General features: G+C 68.2%; 17 protein-coding genes. 13 read left to right on the top strand and 4 right to left on the bottom strand.

Annotated elements, in window-relative coordinates:
* The first annotated feature begins 5 nt into the window (after positions 1-5).
* Complete coding sequence (locus ACFSVL_RS40135; protein WP_378312329.1) at positions 6-1,607, top strand: FAD-dependent oxidoreductase; 1,602 nt, start codon at positions 6-8, stop codon at positions 1,605-1,607.
* A gap of 114 nt (positions 1,608-1,721) precedes the next feature.
* Here the strand turns inward: ACFSVL_RS40135 and ACFSVL_RS40130 are convergent, their stop codons facing one another.
* Positions 1,722-3,185: a flavin-containing monooxygenase gene (locus ACFSVL_RS40130; RefSeq protein ID WP_378312327.1), complete on the bottom strand. Its 1,464-nt coding sequence runs from the start codon at positions 3,183-3,185 to the stop codon at positions 1,722-1,724.
* Between the two features lie 236 nt (positions 3,186-3,421).
* On the opposite strand from ACFSVL_RS40130, the gene ACFSVL_RS40125 reads away from it, so the two are divergent.
* The 7 genes from ACFSVL_RS40125 to ACFSVL_RS40095 all read left to right on the top strand — a co-directional run bounded on the left by ACFSVL_RS40125 (position 3,422) and on the right by ACFSVL_RS40095 (position 7,260).
* Entirely contained in the window at positions 3,422-4,324 is a 903-nt protein-coding gene (locus ACFSVL_RS40125) for a LysR family transcriptional regulator (protein WP_378312325.1), read from the top strand.
* A gap of 180 nt (positions 4,325-4,504) precedes the next feature.
* The gene (locus tag ACFSVL_RS40120; RefSeq protein ID WP_378312323.1) at positions 4,505-4,858 is read left to right on the top strand and encodes a YbaB/EbfC family nucleoid-associated protein; all 354 of its coding nucleotides are present in this window, start codon (positions 4,505-4,507) and stop codon (positions 4,856-4,858) included.
* Between the two features lies 1 nt (position 4,859).
* Positions 4,860-5,192: a hypothetical protein gene (locus ACFSVL_RS40115; protein WP_378312321.1), complete on the top strand. Its 333-nt coding sequence runs from the start codon at positions 4,860-4,862 to the stop codon at positions 5,190-5,192.
* A gap of 1 nt (position 5,193) precedes the next feature.
* Positions 5,194-6,168 (top strand): WXG100-like domain-containing protein, encoded by a 975-nt coding sequence (locus ACFSVL_RS40110; RefSeq protein WP_378312319.1) that lies wholly within the window; start codon positions 5,194-5,196, stop codon positions 6,166-6,168.
* Positions 6,169-6,170: 2 nt separating this feature from the next.
* A complete protein-coding gene (locus ACFSVL_RS40105) occupies positions 6,171-6,431 on the top strand; it encodes an SAV_915 family protein (protein ID WP_378312317.1) in 261 nt (86 codons plus the stop codon).
* On the top strand, positions 6,424-6,729 hold the full coding sequence (locus ACFSVL_RS40100; protein ID WP_378312315.1) for a YbaB/EbfC family nucleoid-associated protein: 306 nt from the start codon (positions 6,424-6,426) through the stop codon (positions 6,727-6,729). The genes ACFSVL_RS40105 and ACFSVL_RS40100 overlap by 8 nt, the downstream gene beginning before the upstream one ends.
* A 144-nt stretch (positions 6,730-6,873) precedes the next feature.
* Positions 6,874-7,260, top strand: a complete 387-nt coding sequence (locus ACFSVL_RS40095) for a CU044_2847 family protein (RefSeq protein WP_378312313.1) — start codon at positions 6,874-6,876, stop codon at positions 7,258-7,260.
* Here ACFSVL_RS40095 and ACFSVL_RS40090 read toward each other — a convergent pair.
* Positions 7,235-10,717: a trypsin-like peptidase domain-containing protein gene (locus tag ACFSVL_RS40090; RefSeq protein WP_378312311.1), complete on the bottom strand. Its 3,483-nt coding sequence runs from the start codon at positions 10,715-10,717 to the stop codon at positions 7,235-7,237. The genes ACFSVL_RS40095 and ACFSVL_RS40090 overlap by 26 nt on opposite strands.
* Positions 10,718-10,830: 113 nt before the next feature.
* On the opposite strand from ACFSVL_RS40090, the gene ACFSVL_RS40085 reads away from it, so the two are divergent.
* From ACFSVL_RS40085 to ACFSVL_RS40070, 4 genes are all read left to right on the top strand, one after another.
* Complete coding sequence (locus tag ACFSVL_RS40085; RefSeq protein WP_378312310.1) at positions 10,831-11,355, top strand: hypothetical protein; 525 nt, start codon at positions 10,831-10,833, stop codon at positions 11,353-11,355.
* A gap of 675 nt (positions 11,356-12,030) precedes the next feature.
* On the top strand, positions 12,031-13,206 hold the full coding sequence (locus ACFSVL_RS40080; RefSeq protein ID WP_378312308.1) for a hypothetical protein: 1,176 nt from the start codon (positions 12,031-12,033) through the stop codon (positions 13,204-13,206).
* Between the two features lie 24 nt (positions 13,207-13,230).
* Positions 13,231-13,746, top strand: coding sequence for a hypothetical protein (locus ACFSVL_RS40075; RefSeq protein WP_378312307.1), 516 nt, complete (start codon positions 13,231-13,233; stop codon positions 13,744-13,746).
* Between the two features lie 152 nt (positions 13,747-13,898).
* Positions 13,899-14,240: a permease-like cell division protein FtsX gene (locus ACFSVL_RS40070; protein WP_378312305.1), complete on the top strand. Its 342-nt coding sequence runs from the start codon at positions 13,899-13,901 to the stop codon at positions 14,238-14,240.
* Positions 14,241-15,156: 916 nt separating this feature from the next.
* On the opposite strand, the gene ACFSVL_RS40065 is transcribed toward ACFSVL_RS40070, so the two are convergent.
* Both ACFSVL_RS40065 and ACFSVL_RS40060 read right to left on the bottom strand, forming a co-directional pair.
* Positions 15,157-15,558: a hypothetical protein gene (locus tag ACFSVL_RS40065; protein ID WP_378312303.1), complete on the bottom strand. Its 402-nt coding sequence runs from the start codon at positions 15,556-15,558 to the stop codon at positions 15,157-15,159.
* 285 nt (positions 15,559-15,843) lie between these two features.
* Positions 15,844-19,572, bottom strand: coding sequence for an nSTAND1 domain-containing NTPase (locus ACFSVL_RS40060; protein WP_378312301.1), 3,729 nt, complete (start codon positions 19,570-19,572; stop codon positions 15,844-15,846).
* 993 nt (positions 19,573-20,565) lie between these two features.
* On the opposite strand from ACFSVL_RS40060, the gene ACFSVL_RS40055 reads away from it, so the two are divergent.
* On the top strand, positions 20,566-22,017 hold the full coding sequence (locus ACFSVL_RS40055; RefSeq protein WP_378312299.1) for a trypsin-like serine protease: 1,452 nt from the start codon (positions 20,566-20,568) through the stop codon (positions 22,015-22,017).
* Positions 22,018-22,021 lie beyond the last annotated feature (4 nt).

Here is a 22,021-nt window from a genome sequence, read left to right as displayed (position 1 = left end):
ACACCATGACCACGCCATCCACTGCCGGCTCCTTGCGGTCCCGTGCGGCCGAGAGTCCGGTCGACTGCGACGTGGTGGTCGCCGGAGCAGGCCCCGCGGGGTTGATGCTGGCCGGTGAGCTGCGAGCCGGAGGAGCCTCGGTCATCGTGCTGGAACGGTTGACCGAGATCAATCCTCTCCTCAAGGCAGGAACCCTCAACCGGCCCAACATCGAGGCGTTCTACCGGCGCGGCCTGCTTCCCGTGCTGCGGCAAGCCCAGCAGGAGACGGAGTGGACCGTCTCCTACATTTCCAGCCGCCGCTCGGACGGCACGAGCACGCTGCCCAGGTTCTCCGGGCATTTCGCGGCGATCATGCTCAGCGAGGAGTTGCTGGACGAGTCCGACCCGGACCTGGCCGGGCTCAATCCCCCGGACATGGTCGACCTGGTCCACCAGAAACAGGTCGAGGCGATCCTCGCCGACCGCGCTGCCGGGCTCGGCGCGGAAGTTCGCCGCGGGGTGGAGGTGACCGGTTTCGAGCAGGACGCCGAAGGGGTGACGGTCACGACCGGCAAGGGGCCGATCCGGTGCGGATGGCTCGTCGGCTGCGACGGCGGCCGCAGTACGGTGCGCAAGCTCGCCGGGTTCGACTTTCCCGGCACCGCCCCGGAAATCACCGGCTACCACGGGGTCGCCGACATCACCGGCGTGCAGGACCTCGGTGTCGGCTGGCACGCGACCGACACCGGCGTCTACCTCAACGACCCGCCGCGCGGGCGGATCACCACGGTCGCGTTCGACGGCGCACCGGCCGGCCATGACACCCCGGCGACCGCCGAGGACCTGCAGGCGGCCATCCGCCACGTGACCGGCGCCGATGCCACGGTCACCGGGATCACGAGCCTGACCCGGTTCACCGACAACACCCGTCAGGCCACGACCTACCGGCAGGGGCGAGTGCTGCTCGCCGGCGACGCGGCCCACGTGCACCCTCCGTTCGGGGGGCAGGGGCTCAACCTGAGCGTGGGCGACGCGATGAACCTCGGCTGGAAGCTCGCCGCCACCGTGCGGGGGACGGCACCGGACGGGCTGCTGGACACCTACACCGCCGAGCGGCATCCCCTCGGCGCCTGGGTGCTGAACTGGACCCGCGCCCAGATCGCGGTGATGCGCCCGGAGCCCCATGCCCGTGCGCTGCGCGAGGTGGTGGCCGACCTCGCGCGAACCGTGGACGGCGCCACGTACTTCGCGAAGAAGATCTCGGGTATCAGTCAGCGATACGACCTTTCCGGCGACAATCCCTTGGTCGGCGCCAGCGCGCCCGACTACGAGCTGGCTGACGGATCCCGGCTCGCCGACCACATGCACGACGGCAGGGCGCTCCTGCTGGACCCCACCGGTGCGCGGCACGATCTCGTTGCCCCATACCGCGACCGCATGCGGACGATCACCACGGCCCCGCTGACCGACGACGCTCCGGCGGCCATGTTCATACGACCCGACGGTTACGTCGCCTGGGCCGGCGAACCCGGCCGGGACTCGCTGGACGAGGCACTGCGGACCTGGCTCGGTGCCCCCGTGGCATATCCGAGCCAGACTCCGGATGTTGTTGCGGCTCAGCGCTGACCGCCCGCGCCGTCGGTGACCGAGATAGCCACGGTTCGGTCCCGGCAGATGCGTGATGGGGACGGGCCGAGCGGAGTGTCTCAGGCACGTCGTGGCAGGTCGGCGAGTGTCCCGCTACTTCAGCACGAGATCTCCCAGATCGACCGTGCTGGTCATTTTCTGGAAGCTCGCGAGGTTTCCGGGCCATTTGGTCACGACCTTGCCCGCCATGCCAAGGCGATACCAGCTGTGGCACGCACCGGCCTCCCAGACGGAGTCGGCCATCGCGCTGTCGACCCAGGTGTTGAAGCTCTGCTGAGCCCGTTGCGACGGCTGCACGGAGACGGCGCCGCTCTCGTCGACGAGCTGAATGTACTGCATGATCATCTTCATCTGCGCCTCGATGACCGCGATGATGGACCCGCTCGCCTGGGTGTGCGGACCGGTCACGAGGAAGAGGTTGGGGAACCCCGCGACGACGGTGCCCTTGTACGCATGTGGCGCTTCGCGCCACGCATCCGCCTTCAGCGATCGCCCGGATTCACCGTGGAACTCGATCCCGGCGTACATGTCGGTCGCGGTGAAGCCGGTCGCGAGAACGACCACGTCGGCGTCCCATTCGCGTCCGTCGCCGGCCACGACGCCGGTCTCGGTCATGGCCGAGATCCCGGTCGACCAGACGGTGGTTCTGCGGTCGGCGAGGGCGGGGTAGAACGTGCTGGAGAGGACCGGACGGCGACAGCCGAACCGGTACGACGGTGTCAGGAGTTCGCGCAGGCCGGCATCGGCGATCTCCGACTCCATATAGTCCCGCCACTGTCCTTCGATCCGGGCGAGCTGGGCCTCGTCCATGACTGCCTGTGTTTCCGCCTCGACGTTGAAGCTGTGTTCGGCGTCGAGGCGGATAGCTTCCATCCGCTCCGGTTCGTCCCGGAACCGTGCCTGCGCCTCGACGTCGTAGAACTGTTCGTCGTTCGGCATCACGTAGGGCGGGGTGCGGATCACCGCCAGCACGCTCTCGGCCACGTCGACGGCATAGGGGAGAACCTGCGCGGCACTGGCGCTCGCACCGACGACCACCACGCGCCGGCCTTCCATGGAAACTCGTTCGTCCCATTCCGCCGTGTGGATCACCTTGCCGCGAAACGTTTCGCGCCCCGGAAGATCAGGAATGCGAGGGGTGCTGAGCGAACCGCTTGCCAAGATCAGGAACCGGCACGACAGCGATGTTCCCTCGGCGGTACGCAGGTTCCACGCGCCGGCGGCCTCGTCCCACCTCGCCGACACCAGAGTGGTGTTGAACCGGATGCGGTCCCGGACTCCCAGATCGTCGGCCACTTTGTTGATATAGGCGAGGATCTCGTCCCATGGCGCGTAGCTGCGCGTCCACGCCGGGTTCAGCGCGAACGACAGGCTGTAGAAATGTGCCGGGACGTCGCAGGCCGCATTGGGGTAGCGGTTGTCCCGCCACACCCCGCCCAGTTCTCCGGCACGCTCGAGAATGAGGAAGTCGTCCCGGCCCTCCTCCAGGAGGTCGTGCGCGGCGCAGATTCCGCCGAAACCCCCGCCGACGACGACGGTCTCGTGGTACTCAATCATGATTTCACTCCACTTCAATTCTGGCAAAGCGGTTTTCGTGCATGGCGGGAATCAGCTCGCCCCGAAAAGAACGGCCAACAATGGATACCAACGTTTCCCCGTCGCCCGGTCCGGAACATTTCGGCCTTGCCTGTATCCACCCTCCACGCTGCTCAGGGGGCGCGTCCAAGGCTTGTTTCGCATCCCGTGATGCGTTGCAGGCATCACGGGCCGCGAGTGGGCTATCTTGCGGTGTTGTGGGCACAGCCAGCGCGACACCGTCGGCCGAGTTCGACCTCCGACTGGTCCGTTACTTCACGGTGGTCGCCGAACAGCAGCACTTCGCCCGTGCGGCGGCACTGCTGCACATCACCCAGCCGACTCTGAGCCGCCAGATCCGGACCCTTGAGCAGCGGGTCGGAGCCCGGCTGCTCGACCGCGACCGGCAGGGCACCCGCCTGACCCCCGCCGGGGCCGCGTTCCTGCCGCACGCCAGGCAACTGCTGGCGGTCGCCGCGATGGCGGTGGCGGATGCCCGTGCGGCCGAGGCACCAAGCCGGCTCACCGTCGGCCATACACGCGGGCTGATCATCACTCCGGCGGTACGGCACCTGCGCCACCACCACACCGAGGCCGAGGTGCGCACACTGCACCTGGAGCTGGCGGAGGTGCGGACGGCCCTGTCCAGCCACCGGGTGGACGCTGTCGTGACGCGGCTGCCGTTCGACACCGACGGACTGCGGGTCACCGTCCTGCACGACGAGCCCCGGGTGCTGCTCGTCGCCCGGTTCCACCGGCTGGCCGGCCGGGAATCCGTCACCCTCGACGACATCGCGACTGAGCCGGTGCCGAGGCTGCCCGCCGCCGAGTGGGACGCGTTCTGGCGGGTCGACCCCCGCCCCGATGGCACGCCGGCGCCCGACGGGCCGCTGGCCAGTCACCTCGAGGACGCAGTGGAACTGGTCGCGTCCGGGCAGGTGGTCGCCATCCTGCCCGCCGGGTTGCACGCCGAGGGCGCCCGGCCGGACCTGACCGCGATCCCGCTGCACGGGGTCGAGCCGTGTCAGGTGGTGCTCGCCACCCGCACCGGGGACAGCGCGCACCTGGTGGCCGCGTTTCGCCGGTCCGCCCAGGCCCTGCTGACCGAGGCGAGCTACTGAAACCGTGCCCCGCCGCGGGTATTCGTCCATACCGGGCAAGTTGCCGGGGTTGCCGCCGGACCGGCCTGCTTTTCGCAGTTGGCGCACCTGCTGGCCGGAACCGGCCAGCAGGGCTTTGAGGCCGCGCATCGCCGACATGCTTCTGCTTGGTGATTGACGATTGCGGGGAGTGCTGGGCCAATGGATCTGACCGCCGCACGCATCGACGAAATCAACCGCGAACTGGGGACGCTCGAGGGCCACGCGGAGTCGCGGAGCGGGCTGGTGGAAGCGGTTGTCGGGGTATGCCATGAACTCCGGTCGCTGTCGATCGACCCGCGGGTGTACCGCGAACGCGACGTCGAGGCGCTGGCCGGCGATATCACCGAGGCCATGCGTGCCGCGTGTGCGGAGGTGGACCGGAAGGCGTTCGCGGTGGGCCGCGTTCTGCTGCCCGACGGTGCGGACTCCGCGACCGCGGCGCTCGCGTATGACCCCTTGCTGCACGAACTCGAGAAGCTGATCGGCAAGGGCCCGAACGAAAGCAGGTGGTGAAATGCCGGAAGGCAACTCCGGGCTGCACATGGAAACCGCGGGAGCCGAGAAAGCGTTCGACGCACTGGCGCGCGCCCGCGAGGCGATCGCACAGGCGTGGACCGGCGGCGCGTCGGCGATCGACGGGGCGAACGGGCAACTCGGCAAGGGCAAGATCGGGCAGGCGTTCATGAGCGTCTACCAGCCCGAAGTCCAGAACGCGGGCACCTCGGTCCAGCTGGTCACGGGTAAGGGGGCCCAGCTGTTCGGCGCGGGGCGGGCATCGATCGCGGACTACCTGCGTTCCGACGACGGCGGCAAGTCCGCGTTCGCGGGCCTTCGCGAGGGGAACTGAGATGGCTGTCCCGCCACCGGAGAACGGGACGTTATGGCAGCTGGTAGTCCAGCGGGCCGGCGGCGTCGAGGCGGTGTGGCCGATGGACGACGAAGACGCCGCCGACCGGTTGGCGGAGGCGTGGACGCGGGTCGGCGACGGCGTCGGCAACGCGGGCGAGCAGCTCAGGCAGTCGTCCGCGGCCATCGGCGGGGCGTGGAAGGACAGTCCCGGCCAGGACGCCGCGGGCCAGTCCGGCGTCCTCGCCCAGCAGACGAGGGACGTCGCGCTGAAGATCGGCAAGCTCGGGATCATGGCCGGGTGGTATGGCGGCATCGTGCGCAAGGCGAAGGAGGACGTCCGCAAGGCCATCGCCAAGTGGGAACCGCAGCTGGCCAAGGCGGCGACCTCCGGCGGCCATCCCGGATCGGGAGTCACCAGCGGCGATATGCAGGAACAGGTTGTCTCCGCGGCATCGCAGGAATGCATGAGCATTATCGATTTGGCGGCGGACGCCGTGAAGAACACTAAGGCCAAACAGGAGAACGACGCGCGCGTACGGCGGCTGAAGGCGAGGGCGGGCCTGGTCCCGCTAGGAGTGGAAACTCTTACCGGGTTGAGCGAGAAGATCCCGGGCCCGATCAAGCTTCTCGGAAAGGCACCCGGCATTTTCACCTTGCCCGCCATGATCGCGCTCGACGTCAACGAAGGCGGAAAGCCCGTGGACGAGGCCATCCTCTCCAATGTCGGCGGGTGGGTCGCGTCCACGGCCGTGGGCGAGGCCGCGGGGAGGATTCCCATCGTTGGACCGGTGCTCGGTCCGCCCGCGGGTTTCGTCGCGGGAGCGTTCGCCTCCGGAGCCCTGGAATCACTGTACGAGCACGGTCCGACGCACGTCGCGACCGCGCTGGAAAAGGGCTGGGACAATGTCTGGGACGAATGGGAAGCCCTCAAGCAGGCTCCCCTCCCGGAAAGCCGGTTTGGCGAGGGGCGATGACCATGGGCGTTCCGAACCTTCCCGAACTGGTCTACGTGCCGTGCGCGGAACATGTCTCCGATCCCGCGACCGCACGTCCGGTCATGGCGAAAGCCGCGGACGGCAGACTGCTGATGACCGTGTACTCCACCCCGGAAGCGTTGAACGCGGGCTGGGGAGACAACCACCCGTGGCTGGCGCTGCCCGCCGAGCACCTGGGCGAACTGCACGCGACGCAGCACTTCGATCTGATCGCAGTGGATCCGGAGCCAGCGAATGGATGACAATACGGCCAGGATCGCCGCACTCGCCGAGGGAATCCGCACATTGCGGGACGCGGTACCGACGCAGAACGCCACCGCCGACTCGCCAGACGGTCTGATCCGGGCCACCGTCGACGGCTACGGGAAACTCGTCGAACTGGAATTACATCCGCGAATACTTCGCGATCCCGACTCGCGTGCGCTCGCGGACGCCGTTATCGGCACCGTGCACGCCGCGCAGGAAACTGTGGGGCGGAAAATCGCCGGAATATCGAGAAATGTTCTCCCGCCACTCGACACGGCAGTCAGGCGGGGCTGACCGCACCGGCCTCGCCACAGCGATGGATCGACGGTCCCTCGCTGCCTGGATCGACGACGGCGCTTCTCGTGGCGAGCTGTCCGGTCCGGTGGCGGTTCTCTAGGCTCTGCGAGAACGTGCACATCTGGGGTTGGAGGCGCATTCATGGACGAATACCCGGAGACGGTCTCGCGGCCGGTCTATCTTCCTGTCGAGGTCGACGGGCGGACGGCGTATGCCGAGGTCTCGTTGGTAGGCGAGGACGACGAGGAGGTCGCGGCGCGCCTGCCGAGTTTCGCAGAATTCGCCGCGTCGCTGGAGAAGCTGACCGAGTCGGTGACGGACGCGGTGGTCGGCGGGCTTCGGAAGGTCAAGCCGAGCAAGGTGGCGGTCGAGTTCGGGTGCGAGATCGGAGTGGAAAGCGGCCAGTTGACGGCGATCCTGGTGAAGGGCACGGCCAAGGCCAACGTCAAGGTGTCGCTCGAATGGAAGCCCGCCGAGCAGCAGGCCGACGGACCATCCGCGGTCAATGAGCCTCCCGATAAGCCATGACAACCGGGTCGTTGGCCAGCCGGGCCTGGACTTTGGCTGCTTGGTGCCTGTCGTACCGCCGCAGTCGATCTGCTGCTCTGAGCCGGTAGTCCGCCGGGAGCCGGTGGCTCAGCGACAGTGCGCTCAGCAGCCTCGCCGCGAGCCCCGGATCCACCGCCCCGACTCGTTCGATCAGGTCGAAGGGGCGGTTGTCAGGGAGAATCAACGCCGAGAAGATGGTGAGCAGCTTGGGACGCGCCGCGTCTGGGTCCAGGTCCCACAACACGTCCACCGCGTCAAGGCGCAGCCTTAGCGGTTCAGAAGGATGGTCGGCGATGCGTTGTAGCTGTTTCGCCGCGCGCTGCCGGTCGAATCGCTCCAGCGTGAGTATCGCGGCGAACCGCTGCTCGAACCAGCGATCGGCGGCTAGCGAGGTGAGAACGTCGACGCCGACCTCTCGGTCGAGTCCGGCGGCTGCTTCGGCGGCCGTGATCCGGAACTTCGGGTGTTCGTTGGCTGATCGGGCCAGCTCGGCGAGGGCTGTTGCCGCGTTGCGCGGGTCGTGGACCGCAGCTGTGGCAGCGACCGCGACCCGCTTCTCTCCGAGCGAGGGGTCCGCGACGAGTTCGAGCTGCAGTCGCGAGCCGAATGCCGGGGAGAATTCCGTGACCCGTGCTGCGGCGCGGATGCGAAGTTCGCGGTCCAGTTTGGGATTTCGGCAGATTTTCGCGAGCAGCTCCGGGCCTCGATCTTCGAACCAGTCGGCCAGGGCCGACGCGGCCTTGAACCGGGTTTCGGGATCGGCGTGGTCGTCGGCCGCGAGCCAGCGCAGGGCGTCGGCTGCCTCCGTTCGCGGAAGACGTTGTGCGGCATCGAGCCTGGCGGCGCCTGCGGCCTGGGCGTCATAAGCGATGCTGGTCAGCAGTACTTGCCCGCGGGCAGGGTCGTTCTCGCCCACGAGGCGGGCCGCATCAGTCCGAAAGATGTCTGCCGGCCCTGATCGCGCTACCGCGTCGAGAGTGGCGGTCCCGGCGTCCGGGTGGTGTTCGCGCAGAAGCTGTGCGGCCCGCAACCGTGCGAATCCCTCGAGGTTTTCGTCCAGTGCTAGTGCGCGAAGCGCGTGTGTGCCGTGTGGTCGGTCGTGGTCGAGCAGGAGCAGAGCCGAATCGAGTCGCCGACGCCAGTTGCCTGGGCTGGCCGAGGTGTGCCGGAGCAGCGAGATCGCCCGGTCGGGGGCGACAGTGAGTGCGGCGTTGGCCGCGTCCCGCCATGCGGCGTGGTCGGTTGCGCTTCCGGTGACCCATTCGGTGAGGATGTCGACCAGTTTGGCGTGGACTTTGGCGGGCAGCCGGACTTGTTGACGGTGGAGTTCGACGAGGAACGGGTAGCACGCTTCGCGGTTGCGCCGGCTCAACAGGCGGATCAACACCGGGGTGACATCCTGCCCGTTGGCTGCCCACAGCGCGACGAGAAAGAGTTTGACCTCCAGTCCGCGCCACGGCCATTCCTGCGGTGCGACCAGCTTCCGGGCGTGCCGCGAGCGTGGATTCGGGTGGCGTCCGGCCAGATACGCGGCGGCGAGATACTCCTGCACCGTCTGGTGAATGAACGTGAACGTGCCGCGATGCTCGACGAACAAACCGCAGCTGCGCAGGACTTCCTGCGCCACACTGGCCCACTCGGCCGCCCCCATGTTCGCCGGTTTGCCGACGTATCCGCTCAGTGCGACGGCCGGGTCCACCCGGCTCGCGCGGGTGAACGGATCGGTGCCGAGGCGGTACTCCTCGTAAGCCATCCGCCGCAGCAGTTCGCGCGTCCGGTCCAGGAGGCTTTCGGCGGCAGCGACCGCGTCCGGGCCGCTCGCCTCGGTCCAGCGGCGGAGCCGGCCGCGGACTTCGGCGAGCTTGCGCTTGGTGAGCAACAGTGCGATGAACTGGGCGTAGAGTTCGCCCCGGTTGCCGGGCAAGCGTTCGTCGGGGGCTTCGGCGTAGAGGATGCACGCCATTGTCGCGAGCAGCGGGATGGTCACGAGGTCGCCAAGGCCGGTCTGCTCCAGCCGGGCGAGGAATCGTTCGGCTGCGGCCTCGGGCTCGGGCAGTCCTAGCTGGACGAACCACGTAGCGGCGAAATCACCGAGCTGGCCGCGGGCGAACGGCTCGATCACGTAGGTCGGGCATTGACCGTCCTCGGTCACCTCGCTCATCAGATACGACGGCAAAGGGCGCGAGGTCAGGGCGAAGCGGTACTCGGAGTCCGCCCGGTGCCGGGCGATCTTGGCGAGCACCTGCCTGCGCAACGACGGGTCGAGGACTTCGTCGACGCCGTCGACGAGCACCATCCATCTCGCACCGTGGAGCGGGCTGCCGCTGAAGAGCCTGGTCAGTGTCGCGCGGTCGAGTTCGACGTCCAGCATGCGGACGGTTCCCTCGGCGAGAAGTTCGCTCAGGCCGCCAGGTTTGGCCAGCGCGTCGGCGGGAACGAGCACAGGCACGAATTCGCCGCTCGCGTCGTCGAGCCAGCGCCGGGCGGTGACCGCGGTCAGATGGCGGGCCAGGCTCGACTTGCCCGCTCCCGGCCCGCCGACGATCTGCACGCCCGGATGGCTGGTGAACAGGTCGTCGGCGGGCACCCGTTCTCGTGTTTCCGGTGTGGTGCCGGGGACCGCGGTTTCCGGACTGGCCTCTTGGCGAAGGTAGACCTTGGACAGAGGCGGCCTCGTGTCGAGCAAACCGGCGTAGGGATGGGTGTCGTCGGCACGGCTCGCCGCACGGAGGTACTGGCGCAGACGGGGTCCTGGGTACCGCATTCCGCCTGCGGCCAGGTGCCCGTCGTCCAGGAGATCGAGCCAGCGGCGCGTCGACGGCGTACGAAGGTTGAGGTCCGGCAATCCCGGATAGCACGCGAATACTGTGGTGACTGGTACGAATCTGGCGATGTCGTCATACCTGCGGTCCCGATAACGGACGATCCCGCACACCGCGCCGGTACGCCAGTTCAGCACCGGGCCGCCGCTCATTCCCGGCCGGATTCGTCCGTGCGAACCCTTCAGCAGCATCGCGCCGTCAGTCCGCTCGGACCTGCCTTCGAGACGCAGGGACACGACGTCGCCAGTGCGGTACCGGCCCTCTGGATACCCGAAGACCCACGCGTCGTCGCCGACCGCGGAGACGTCCGAAAGCAACGCCGGGCCCGGGCAACCGGACCGGGAAGTCTGCAAGAGAACCAGGTCTTCGCCGTCCTGCCCGCCGGGCCGATACGAGCCGGGCATGACTTCGAGCCGATCGGCGGGCCAGGCGTCGGTCGGCTCGGAGTACACCGTTTCGGCCGGTCCGTCCGGCGTCGTGATCACGTGTGCGCAGGTGAGCACCAGTCCCGGCCCGATGAAGAACCCGGTGCCGCACACGGCTCCCGAGTCCAGCGACAGCGGGATCGTGGCCGCGCGAAGGGCCGATTCCAGCCGTTGCCGTTCGTCCTGCATGCCACCTTCGCCCGGGTCAGTCACTCCTCCAGGTGGGAAAGACTTCCTGGTGAGGCAACGTTACGTCAAGAACCACGGAAACGTGACGAGCGGCGCGACCTACGATGACGAGCATGGAAGCAGCGCCCGCCCTCGTCCACCTGGTCAGTCCCTTCATCAACTTCCGGGACTTCGACTTCGGCGAGGGATCCCATCACGGCTACCGCTGGGTTGACGCCAAGCATTTCCGGTTGCCGTCCGAGGTGCTGGACGACCGGGAGGTACTAGCGGCCTTGATCGCACACCCTCAGTTTCGGGACACGTACGACGGAGGCGGCGTTCAAGACTGGCCGCGGCATGGCCAGTGGTGGCTGAACCGCATCACCCCGGACCGCTACGAGGCGGTCGATGCCGCGACGGCGGTCGACGTCATCCGCTCCTGGGCCAACCAGCACGGAAACATCCCAGAGCCGCTCGAAGCGCGTCTGAGCCAGGAGGTCTACCGCCTGATCCGCAGGGCGACCAGCACCTACGTGCTGGGACAGCTCGCGGAGGACGCGCTCCACGACTATGGCCCCATCCACATCGACTACCACGAACTCGTCGTCATCGACCGGTCCGCGGCGTCGCTCGCTCTCCTTGTCGCAGCCGACGACTGACCCCGCGACATTACTGCCACCAGCGCACGCCGGCCGACGCGGAATGGGGCGATGTCCTCTCGCTGTATGCCTATGCGGTGCTGGCCCCATTGTCAGGGGCGGTTTGGTGCAGACAGGGCCGGATTTCCCCGGCGCGGGGGTCGCTGAGCTGGTCGAAGATCGCCAGTGCGTCGTGCCAATGGGCGCTGCTGAGCGCCCAGCCGGTGCCGAACCGGTCGCCTGCCTCGCGGTATTTCGCTCAGCGCTTCCTGGCCGAGGTCGAAAGCGTCCTGATAGCGGCCGATTTCCCAGTATTCGAGGCCGAGGGACGACGATGCCTGTAATTGCTTTTACAACGGCAAGAATTTGAAGCAGATCGAGGTTCAGGTGGGCAAGAAAATCTATTGCAGCGTCCGGGACTCGCACGGTTCCTGGATCCGTTGGAACGTCCGTCCCTGACCGCTCTGCCAGCCGGTGGGCGGTTTGCGGCCGGTAAAGCGGACGGACGGATCATCGGTATCCGCGCCGTAGGTTCCCTTGGCGCGGAGGACTTTCTCGCTGCGAGCGCTCGCCACCGAACCGCGCCTACAAGCGCCACGACGGCAAGAGGTCGTGCTGCGGCAATCCGGCCGCTGTTGCCCGCAGCGTGAGCATGCAGCGCACTCCCGGACTGCGGCGCGGGACCATCGGGCTGGATTGCGCGACACCGCACCGCGATCGAGTTTCGCCGTCGCTCGTCCGGCGAGCCTTGGCTACAGGCTGCGCCGGACACGCGGAGTCTCGCGAGATCCGGGTACGGCGGCACGAACGCCCGAGTTCGTCAGCTTCGCCACCGACGGTTTTTCCTCAGTCCTCGCCGTCTACCCACAGGAACTCGTCGCCGCGGACCGACATGCCTCGGCGGCCTACGGATACGCCGCCTGGGCACGGCGATCGGCAATGGACGCGGGCCGCGACGCGGCCGCGGCAGCCCAGGCCGAAACCGACGCTTGGAGGGCTGCGGCTGAGCTCGAGCGCCAGGAGTTGGAGGAGTGGCGCAAGGCCAGCGGCATCCCCGACAAGAAGCCCGGGGAGACGCTGACCCCGGAAGAACAAAAGAAGCTCGTCGGCGCGTGGATCGGGAAGCTCTGCGGCAGCATCGAAGGCAAGCTGGCGTGTGCTGCGGGCAAGGCAGGCACAGGCACCGATTCCATGGCCTTGCAGATCGTCAAAGCGTGCCAGAACAACCCGCGCTGCGCCACCATCGAACAACTCGACTGGCTGCTCGAAGAGACCTTCAACCGGTACCTGACGGGCGTGACCGACGGGTTCAACAAGGCCTTCGACTGGGGCGAAGTCATCGGCCAGATCGCCACCGGCGGCCGCCTCGTCTTCCCCGACTACCGGGTCGGCATCAACGGCGAGCCCACCCTCGACCCGCCGAGCCCGTCCGGTCCTTCCAAGATGGACGACTGGATCAAGCAGCGCCTCCAGGCAGGCGTCCAGTTCAACAAGGACAACTGGAGCCGATACCCGATCAACGAACTGTACGTCGGCACGCAATTTCCTTATAAACGACTCGACTCCTACGTTCCCAACCAGGAGATCGTGTCACGGAAATTCACCCAGCTCGCCAAGGTCGCCGACCAGACCGGCGTCGGTTACGTCGGCGAAATGCGCACCAAGTACGGTCCGGGCGTCCTGATCCCCGACACTCCGTACAACCGCCAGTATCTCGATAAGTACAATCTGCGAGACAAGGGGTTGCAAGGAAAGCTCATCCTGGAGATCCCCGTTCAGGAGGGAGCTGTCCCGCAGGCCGTGCTCGACGCCGCCGCCAAAGGGAGACCTCCAGTAACGATCCGCGACACCAACAACAAGATTTACAACTGAGTGCAACATGAAGGAGTCGTTTCAGTGCTGACGGTGCACTACTGCCGGGCGTGGGGCGGTGACGACCGCACCATGTGGCAGCCACTCACGGAACGGACCGCGAAGCGCCGCTACGAAGACGGGGGAAAGTGGTTCAGCGCGGTCATCGGGGACGTGTCCGAACCGGACTGCGTGCTGGAGATCAATCCGCAGTCTCCGTACCGGATCACCGTCAAATTCTTCGACGGCCACGGCAGCACGCTATTGTCCTACGGATTCTGGCTCATGGAACCGGGGCAGCTGTTCCTGAAGCACGTGGTGCGGTGGGAGTATCCCGAGGACGGCGTGTTCCACAGCATGAACGAGGCCACGCTCATCGAGGACGTTTTCTGGGAGAAACCTGACGGCGTCGTGCGCCGTGAGCTGCAGCAGGGGAACTCGGTGAGCGTCGAGGGCTACCGAGATGTGCCGATCGACGCGAACTGGGAACCATACCCCGCGTTCGGCGACTTCGCCTCCATCGCCCGCAGAGACCGCGACGACCCGCCCGGGCAAGCGTGAAGCAGTGTTGAACGCTCGGTGTGCGAGACCTTGCGGCGGTCGAATCCAGAACAAGGAACCGCGGCCAGCGACGGGGAATCCGGTCCGGACGATGAGCCAGAGACGACAGCCCGCCTTGCTCCGCGACGAGGCGCGCGGCTCGCCGAATCCGGTTGGCGGCGGCGGTCGTGCTGGCCGCCGTCGCCCGGGTGCTGCGTGGCGATCCCCGGCTCCTGCGGTCCTGCACCCAGACCCGGCAAGACGGCTACGCGAGGTTCCGGAAGATGTTCGCGAACCAGCCGGACCTGCTGGACCTGCTGGAGCCCGACGCCGTACCGGCCTCGGTGACCGTGGTGCCGAAGAACCAGGCCGACACCGAAGGCTTCGCCGAACAGCTCCGCGTCCAGTTCCCCGCGGCCCGGAAAGTCAGCGACGACACCGACTTCCGCAGCAGGATCACCGGCCCGGGCTATCGGGATCCGACGTGCCCGCCCAGCGGCGAGCACTCCCGCTGACCGCGGTCCGAGCCGACGGCTCCCCGAGCTGCGCCCGCACCCGGATCTCACGAGATTTCCTGCGCTCGACGTTGCCGACAACCAAGTGGTGACGCCAATTCTCCGACCTGGCGGCAAGTGAACTCGACCGCGGTGCGATGCTCTGCTGATCCGCTCGGTGGTCCCGTACCCGGGCTGGGGAGCACGTCGCACGCTCAGGCCGGGTTCGTGGGCGTACCGGAACGCCGCAGCACAGCCAGGCTTTGTCGTCGTGGCACTGGCGCGGGGGAGTTGTTGCGCGGCGGGGTCGCCGTGGCGTTCCCAGTTTTCGCAGTGCAGGAGAAGGCGGCGGAGTGCGTCTTCGTCCATTCCTGCGAGTTTCGGCCAGTCGTCGAGGCCCAGATGCCGCCTGGGTTTGCAAGCGCCGTCGGTGGCGAGGACGGTCCACGGGATCTCGGCGGCGGGGAAGCGGCGTGTCTGGAGGAATCTGCGGCCGTGTTGGTGCTGCTGGCCGTGTCGCGCGCACCGGGAGAAAGACGCCGCCTCACCCTGTGGGTTCCCGGTCGTCGCCCTACGGTCGCTCGCAGAATCGTCGCCTCGCTCACGGTTGCGGAGGCCGATACCCCCGTCGCGATACTGCGGTTCAGCACGGACGGCTGTCGGCCGCCACCGACCGACGCGCTGCGGTTCACCCGACGCCACCGGCGTTCTGGCGCTCTGGAACCTGCGCACCGGCACCCGCGCGGGCCCCTGCCGCCCGCCGGCGCATGGACAACTCCGCGGACTTCACCTCCGACGGGCGCGCTCTCGCGACGGCGAACCGCGCGACACCGGCTGTTCAACCGTCGTAGCGGGTGGGAAGGGCCAGAGACGGTATCGCGTGCGGCCGCCGCGGCGATCGCACGCGATACCGAACGTGAAATTCCGGCTCTAGGCACTAGCAACGGTATTTGACTTGCCATTCCGCGCTGGGCAGGTCGTGCACCTGCACCCACTGCGGCCCTTTGTACGTGAAGATGCCCTGGTAAGCGGTGCAGCCGCGAGCGACCCAGTATCCGTCCGCGTCCAGAACCCCGACCTCGCGTGAGTTCTTCCCGCGCGGCACCGACACCCAGGTGCTGGGGTTGTTGCGCCGGGGCCAGTCGGTGGTGACCCGCAGCGCCTGGTTCGAACTCGGCAAGTTCCGGATGAATCCGCAGAACCACGGCTTCACCTTGCACTCGTCCATGGGCTGGGCCTCCGGCGCGCGGTGCGGCTCTGTCGCTTGAGCGATCGCGGGCAGTGCGGCCAGCGCGATCGCCGCGGTAGCGCCCACCGTGACTTTTCGAAGGGTATTCACGTTTCTTCCCCTTTCTCTTCGCTGTGTCGATGGCGAGCAGTTCCCGCCATCGGCTCGTGCATTCGCGATCCGGACGACACCCCGCTTCGGGCAGCAGTCGTACTCTTTTTCCCGGCAATGTTCCGCGAACGCACTACTGTGGTAGCCCGCTTTCGTTGTTCGTTGTCGGGTGTGCGGTCGCGAACAACAATCTCTGAACTGCCAGAGGCCGTGCTCAGTGAATATTCACGACAAATGGCGGGTGCCTTCACCCGGATCGAGAGCGGGTTCCCGGTCGCCCCGTGGTCAATCGAGGTAGCGCTGCCGCTCCGCCGGAGTGAAGTCGCGGGTCACGCGGTGCGCCGCCAGAGCGAGCAACTGGTCGAGCGGCACGCATTCCTCGCACGTCCACACGTCGACGGTGCCGTCGTTCCGCCCGGCGGCGAGCAAGTTGCCCGGTCCGTACGACGCGCTTTCGAAGGACGCACCTTTCCCGGTGAACGTGATCGGGTCGACGGCTGGCGCGCGGCGCCAGACGCGGACGGTGTGATCATTGCCCGCGGTGGCGATGCGCTGGCCGTCGGGGCTGAAGGCGAGGTTCCACACCAGCCCCTCGTGGCCGGTCAGCACCATCGGGGCCGGATCGCCGGAGGCGTGCCAGATGCGGACGGCTCCGTCGTTGCTCGCGCCGGCGAGGTCCGCGCCGTCCGGGCTGAACGCGATACTCCACACCACGCCTTCGTGCCCGGTGGGCAGGACCGCCGGGCGGCCGCTGTCGGCCAGATTCCAGACTTCGGCGTCGCCGCCGCGATTTCCGCTGGCGACCCGCCTGCCGTCCGGGCTGTACGCGACGTCGCGGGCGGCACCGGCGGCGGTCGGCAAGACCACCGGCGCGGCGTCGCCGGTCACGGGCCAGATCCGGACCGTCCGGTCGTCGCTGCCGCTGACGACGTGCGTGCCGTCGGGGCTGACGGCCACGCTCCACACCCTGCCTTGGTGGCCGGTCATAGTCCTGACCGGCTGGCCGTCGGCACGCCAGATCCGCACGGTCCGGTCGTCACCTCCGCTGACCAGCCATCGTCCGTCGGGACTGTATGCCACGGCTTCGACCGCACCGCGGTGCCCGGCGAGCAGGACCGGCGTCCCCCGGCCGTCGGCCTGCTGGATCCGCACGGTGCCGTCGTCGCAGGCGGCCGCGACCCGCGTGCCGTCCGGGCTGAACGCGGTGTTCCAGACCGCGCCGTTGTGCCCGGCCAAGGTGTGCTGTCCCGGCTTCGCGGCGGATTCCCACAGCCGGACCACTCCCTCGTCGCCGCCAGTCGCGACCATGCGGTCGTCGGGGCTGAACGCCACGCCCCAAATCGGCCCGCCGTTGCCCCGCAACACGACCGGGTCCCCGCCGCCGCTGGCCCGCCGGATCCGCGCCGTGCGGTCGTTGCCGCCGCTGACCACGTGCCGCCCGTCATGGCTGAACGCGACCGTTTCCACGGTGTCCTGGTGATCGGAGAACACGATCGGGGCAGCGGTCCCGTCGATCCGCCAGACTCGCATGGTGCCGTCGGTGCTCCCGCTGACGATGCGCTGCCCGTCCGGGCCGAAAGCCAGATCTTCGACGGACGAGGTGTGCCCGGTCAGCGTCGTGACGGTCGCGCCGGTGGCGGTGTCGAGCACGCGGACAGTGGAATCCCCGCTGCCGCTGGCGAGCCGGGTGCCGTCCGGGCTGAACGCCACCGTGAGCGCTCGGCTGGGATGCCTGGTCAGCACGACCGGCTCACCGGTGCCGTCGCTGCGCCAGATCCGCACCGCCCCGTCCTCGCTCCCGGTGGCGAGGCGGTGCCCGTCCGGGTGCCAGGACACTGCGTGCACGTACGTCTTCGGACCGCGCAAGACCGTGGGGACCCCGGTGCCGTCAGTGCGCCAGATCCGCACCGTGCCGTCCTGGCTCGTGCTGGCCAGCTTGCTGCTGTCCGGGCTGAACGCGACGTCGAGCACCCGGTCCGCATGGCCGCGAAGCACGAGAGGTGCGCGGTCGTCGGCGACCGCACGGATGCGCACTGTGTGGTCGTGCCCCGCCGACGCGAGCCATTTCCCGTCCGGGCTGAAGGCGACGCCGATCGATTGGCCCTGCTCGGTTTGCCAGGCGCCGCGGACGTGCGAGTCGGCCATTGCCTGAGCGAGGGCCGACTCGCCCTGCGCGCTCGGCGCGATCTCCAGGGCGCGCCTGGCCAGCAGCACCGACAGTTCGGGATCCGCCAGCAGCTGAGCCCTCGCGGCGGACACCAATTTGTCGGCCAGGGCCTGATCACGCTGCCGCCGCGCCTGCCCGGCCTGCACCAGGGCGATCGTCGCCAGCGCCAGGACTACGACCAGCGCGGCGCTCAGACTGGTCAGCGCGATCCGCATCCGGCGGCGCTTCGCCAGCCGTTCGCGATCCCTTTCCCGGGCGCTCGCGGCCAGGAATTCCCGCTCGAGGTCGTTGAGCTGCGCGGTGCCGTGTTCGTTCCACGCCAGGTTCGGCGCGCCTCGGATCGGCACGCCACCGTCGCGGGCCGACCAAGCCAGCGCGAGCTCGAGGCGCCGCCCGCGGTACAGCGATCCGGTGTCGCGCCCGAGCGCTTCCCACGCTGCTGCCGCCAGGGTGAGCTGCCGGCGGATCTCGAGTCCTTCGCGATCGTCGGCGAGCCAGTCCCGGAGGCGAGGCCATTGCCGGATGAGCGCCTCGTGTGCCAGCTCGACGGTGTCGCGATCGACAGTCACCAACCTGGCATCGATCAGTTCGTCCAGCACGGCAACGTGGTCCGGGTCGGCGGTCAGTTCGGGCAACGGGACCCGTCGCCTGGTGTCGGCGGTGCCGTCGCCGAGCGCGGTCAGCCGCAGCAGCACGTGGCGAAGCACGAGCCGCTGTGCGGCATCCAGCGAGCTGTACACCGACTCGGCGGTTCGTGTCAGAGCATGTTCCAAGCGGCCGGTGCGGTCATAGGCGGCAAGGGTGAGGGCCACCCCCTGACGGTGGTGCCAGGTCTCGAGAAGCACATGCGACAGCAGGGGGAGCACGCCGGGTTCGGAGTGCGCTTCGGCGACCAGTTCGGTCACCAGAGCGCTTTCGACACTGAGCCCGGCTCGAGTCGCGGGCTTGACGATCGCGTCCCTCAGCTCTCCGGGGCTCATCGGCCTGAGCAGCAGGTGCTCTTCGGAGACGGCTTCGGCGAGTCCGCGGTGCTCCGCGCACCGAGGGTAGAAGTCGGCGCGGACGCCGATGACGACCTCGGCCGCACCCGTCGTGGCGGCGTCGAGAAGCGCGTCGAGGAACGCGGCGCGTTCGGCCGGATCGGAGCAGAGGGTGAACAGTTCCTCGAACTGGTCGATGACCACGAGAGCGGCCCGGTCGTGCCCCGCCTGGCGGAACAGCAGCCGCAAGTTGCCCGGGGCCGAAGTCAATTCGTCCAGGATCTGAGCCGCGGTGGTGGAAAGCAGCGGGGCGAGCCGCAGTGCGCATTCTTCGAACGGATGGAGCCCCGGGGTGAACAACACTGTGGTGGAATCTGCCCGGCGCGGCACGAAACCGGCCCGCAGCAGCGACGATTTACCGGCCCCGGACGGCCCGAACACCGCGAGGAACTGACGACGGGAGAGTTTGTCCGCCAGTTCTTCGAGCACTCGCTCGCGGCCGAAGAACCGGTCCGCGTCCTCCGCCCGAAATGCCCGCAACCCGACGTAGGGTGCGTCGTCCGCCGAATCCTGCTCGCCGGACGACGCCGCCGCTTCCGCGGCCAGTTCCGCGGCGAGGGAGTGCCAGATTTTCTCCCAGGCCGAGACGTCTCCGCTGCAGGCTCGGACGTACGCGAGCGTCACCGGCAGCGTCGGCAGCTTGCGGCCGCCCGCCGCCTCGGACAACGTGCCCGCGGCGTAGTGCGCGCGCCGCGCCAATTCCCGGTATGTCGGATTTCCGGCTTTCTCGCGCAGGTCCCGCAGGCCTTGTGCGAACCGTGACAACGCGTCGCCGCCTGGATCCAGCGGCCGCTCCCGCCTCGGCATGAGCCTTCCCCCTCCGCCCGCTGCCTATTGTTCGGCGCTTGGTGTTCGGAGTCCAGGGACCGACACAGAACAACCTCATCGGGCTAGACAAGAGCCAGGCGGCACCGCTCGGCACGAGCTGTCGGAGGTCGCCGCCGCGGACGCCTGGACAAAGCAGGCGGACCGGCCGGGGCGGTGGTAGGGGGGCCGCCCCGGCCGGAAACACGGGTCGAGGGGCACGGTGTCGCGGGTGGTGTTCTCCGCCGCGGACCGCGGCCGGATCCGGGTCGCCCGGTACCCGCATCCTTTCTGGGAATTGGTGCTGAGCGTCAGCACCGGGCAGTCCTCGTGCGCTCCGCGGCACTGTCGATCCTGGCGGTCGGCAGGCGCGTCGACCAGCGAAACCAACCTCGTCCCGACAACCCGGCTCGGGACAGCGGTGCGGCACCCTCGCACGCCGCTGTGCGAGCACCTCCGTCGGGAGAACGGATGGCGCGGCGGCGAACAGCCGGATCCGGAACGCTCGGTCGCCGGTGAGCGGGTCGGTGACCTCGGGGTGCACGAGCTGGGAGGTCGCGACGTCCGCCCAGGTCCGCGCGGCCGCCCCGCCCACTCGCCTGCGATCGTCGCCCGGTCCGCGCGCCTCGGAGGAAGTCGCGGGATTTTTCAGCTGGGGCGTTCCCCGGCGGTGGCCGTACGTACCTGATTTTGTGTGGTCGACGAACGTGATCTGTCAACTAGGGACGACTTAAAGCCGAAATTGAAGGTCGGACGAGGTCGACAGATCGAATGGCATCGACTCGAAATGGTTTGCGACAATTAAGTGTCCAACTATGGACGAGCCACGGTCTCCTCGGTTCTCCCCGCGCGGCCCGGCTCCGGCCAGCACAAGGGCCGTGCCCCGCGAACGCGCCGACGGAGATAGATCCGTACCCATACGGTCCAGCTCCCGGATTGCTACCGCACACCCGGGCACCGGAAGGTGACTTTCCAGTCCTAGGAAAGGAAACCGCTGTGAAGAGACCCCACCGGATACTCGGCTTGCTGGCCACTGGGCTGGCCGTCCTCTCCGCGCCGCTGCTCGACGGCACCGCACAAGCGACCGAGACTCCCGTCGCGGTGGCCCCGACCGGCGACGTGCACATCCCGCCCAGCATGCGTGCGCAGTTCTACCACGGGCAGGACAGCTCGGTCGCCGAGTTCCCGTTCATCATCGCTGGCCTGCGCGAAGGCGGCTCGCGTCCGCAGGGGCAGACCTGCACTGGCTCGGTCGTCGCGCCGCGGAAGATCCTCATCGCGGCGCACTGCAAGGCCGCCGAGGGCAAGAAGACCTTCCTGTACGGCCTCGACGACCTGAACGCGGGCGGCGGCACCCGGCTCGGCGTCGTCAGCTACGACACCCATCCCAAGTACGTGAACTTCGACCAGGGCTACGACGTCGCGGTCGTCACCACGGACGCGGACATCCCGGTGCCGAACGGCCAGTACGCCAAGGTGGCCACCTCGGCGGACACCGAACTCAACAAACCCGGCAAGAACGGCGTCGGCGTCGGGTACGGCAAGAAGGACTTCAACGACGACTCGCGGGACGTCACCGTCGACAAAGCCACTCTGCCGATCCGCGAGGGTTCGAACTGCCAGGGCGTCGGCGCCGGTTTCCAGGACGCCACGATGATCTGCGCCGGCTACTCCAACGGCGACCCGACGATCCTGCCCGGTGACAGCGGCGGCCCGCTCATCGTGGACGGCAAGGTGGTCGGCGTCGCGTCGTGGAGCCGCAGCGATTTCAAGTGGTACAGCGTCTACGGCCGCCTCAACAACGACATGGGGGACTGGGTCGCCGAGCAGATCGGGAACGTCGGCAGCGACAGCTTCACCCTCGGCGTCAGCCCCGCTTCGGTCCAGGTCGACCCGGGCAGGTACATCTCGACCTCGGTCACCAGCAAGGCAGGCAAGAACGGCGCCGAGAAGGTCGATCTCACCGCGTCCGGGCTTCCCAGCGGTGCGAAGGCGACGTTCCAGCCCGCCAGCATCACGTCGGGCGACACTGCCAAGCTGACCATCGAAACCGCGGCAAGCACTCCCGAAGGTGCTTACCCGGTCACGATTTCTGGCAAAGGAACTACGGACACCGCTACTGCGAAGCTCACGCTGACTGTCGGCAAGGGCACCCCGACGGGTGATGTCAAGGTCACCGTGACGCCCGGAAGCGGCACGGCCGGAGCGGGCTCGTTCAGCACCGTGACCGTGTCGGCGACCGGCGGGACTGGCTCGCTCCGGCTGTCCGCGTCCGGTTCCGGGCTGCCGATCTCGCCGTTCTTCAACCCGCAGACCATCTCGTCCGGCGGCAGTTCGGCGATGCAGGTGTTCGCGCCGTTCCAGGCGGGCAACTACCCGATCACGGTCACCGCCACCGACGCGAGTGGCAAGAGCGGCAGCGCCACTTACACCCTCACCGTTCGGTGAACAG

The sequence above is a fragment of the Amycolatopsis silviterrae genome, assembly GCF_042684085.1.
In the GTDB taxonomy this organism is placed as follows: Bacteria; Actinomycetota; Actinomycetes; order Mycobacteriales; family Pseudonocardiaceae; genus Amycolatopsis; species Amycolatopsis silviterrae.
Note: the sequence above shows the minus strand (reverse complement) of the source record. Positions and strands in the feature narration are given on the sequence as shown.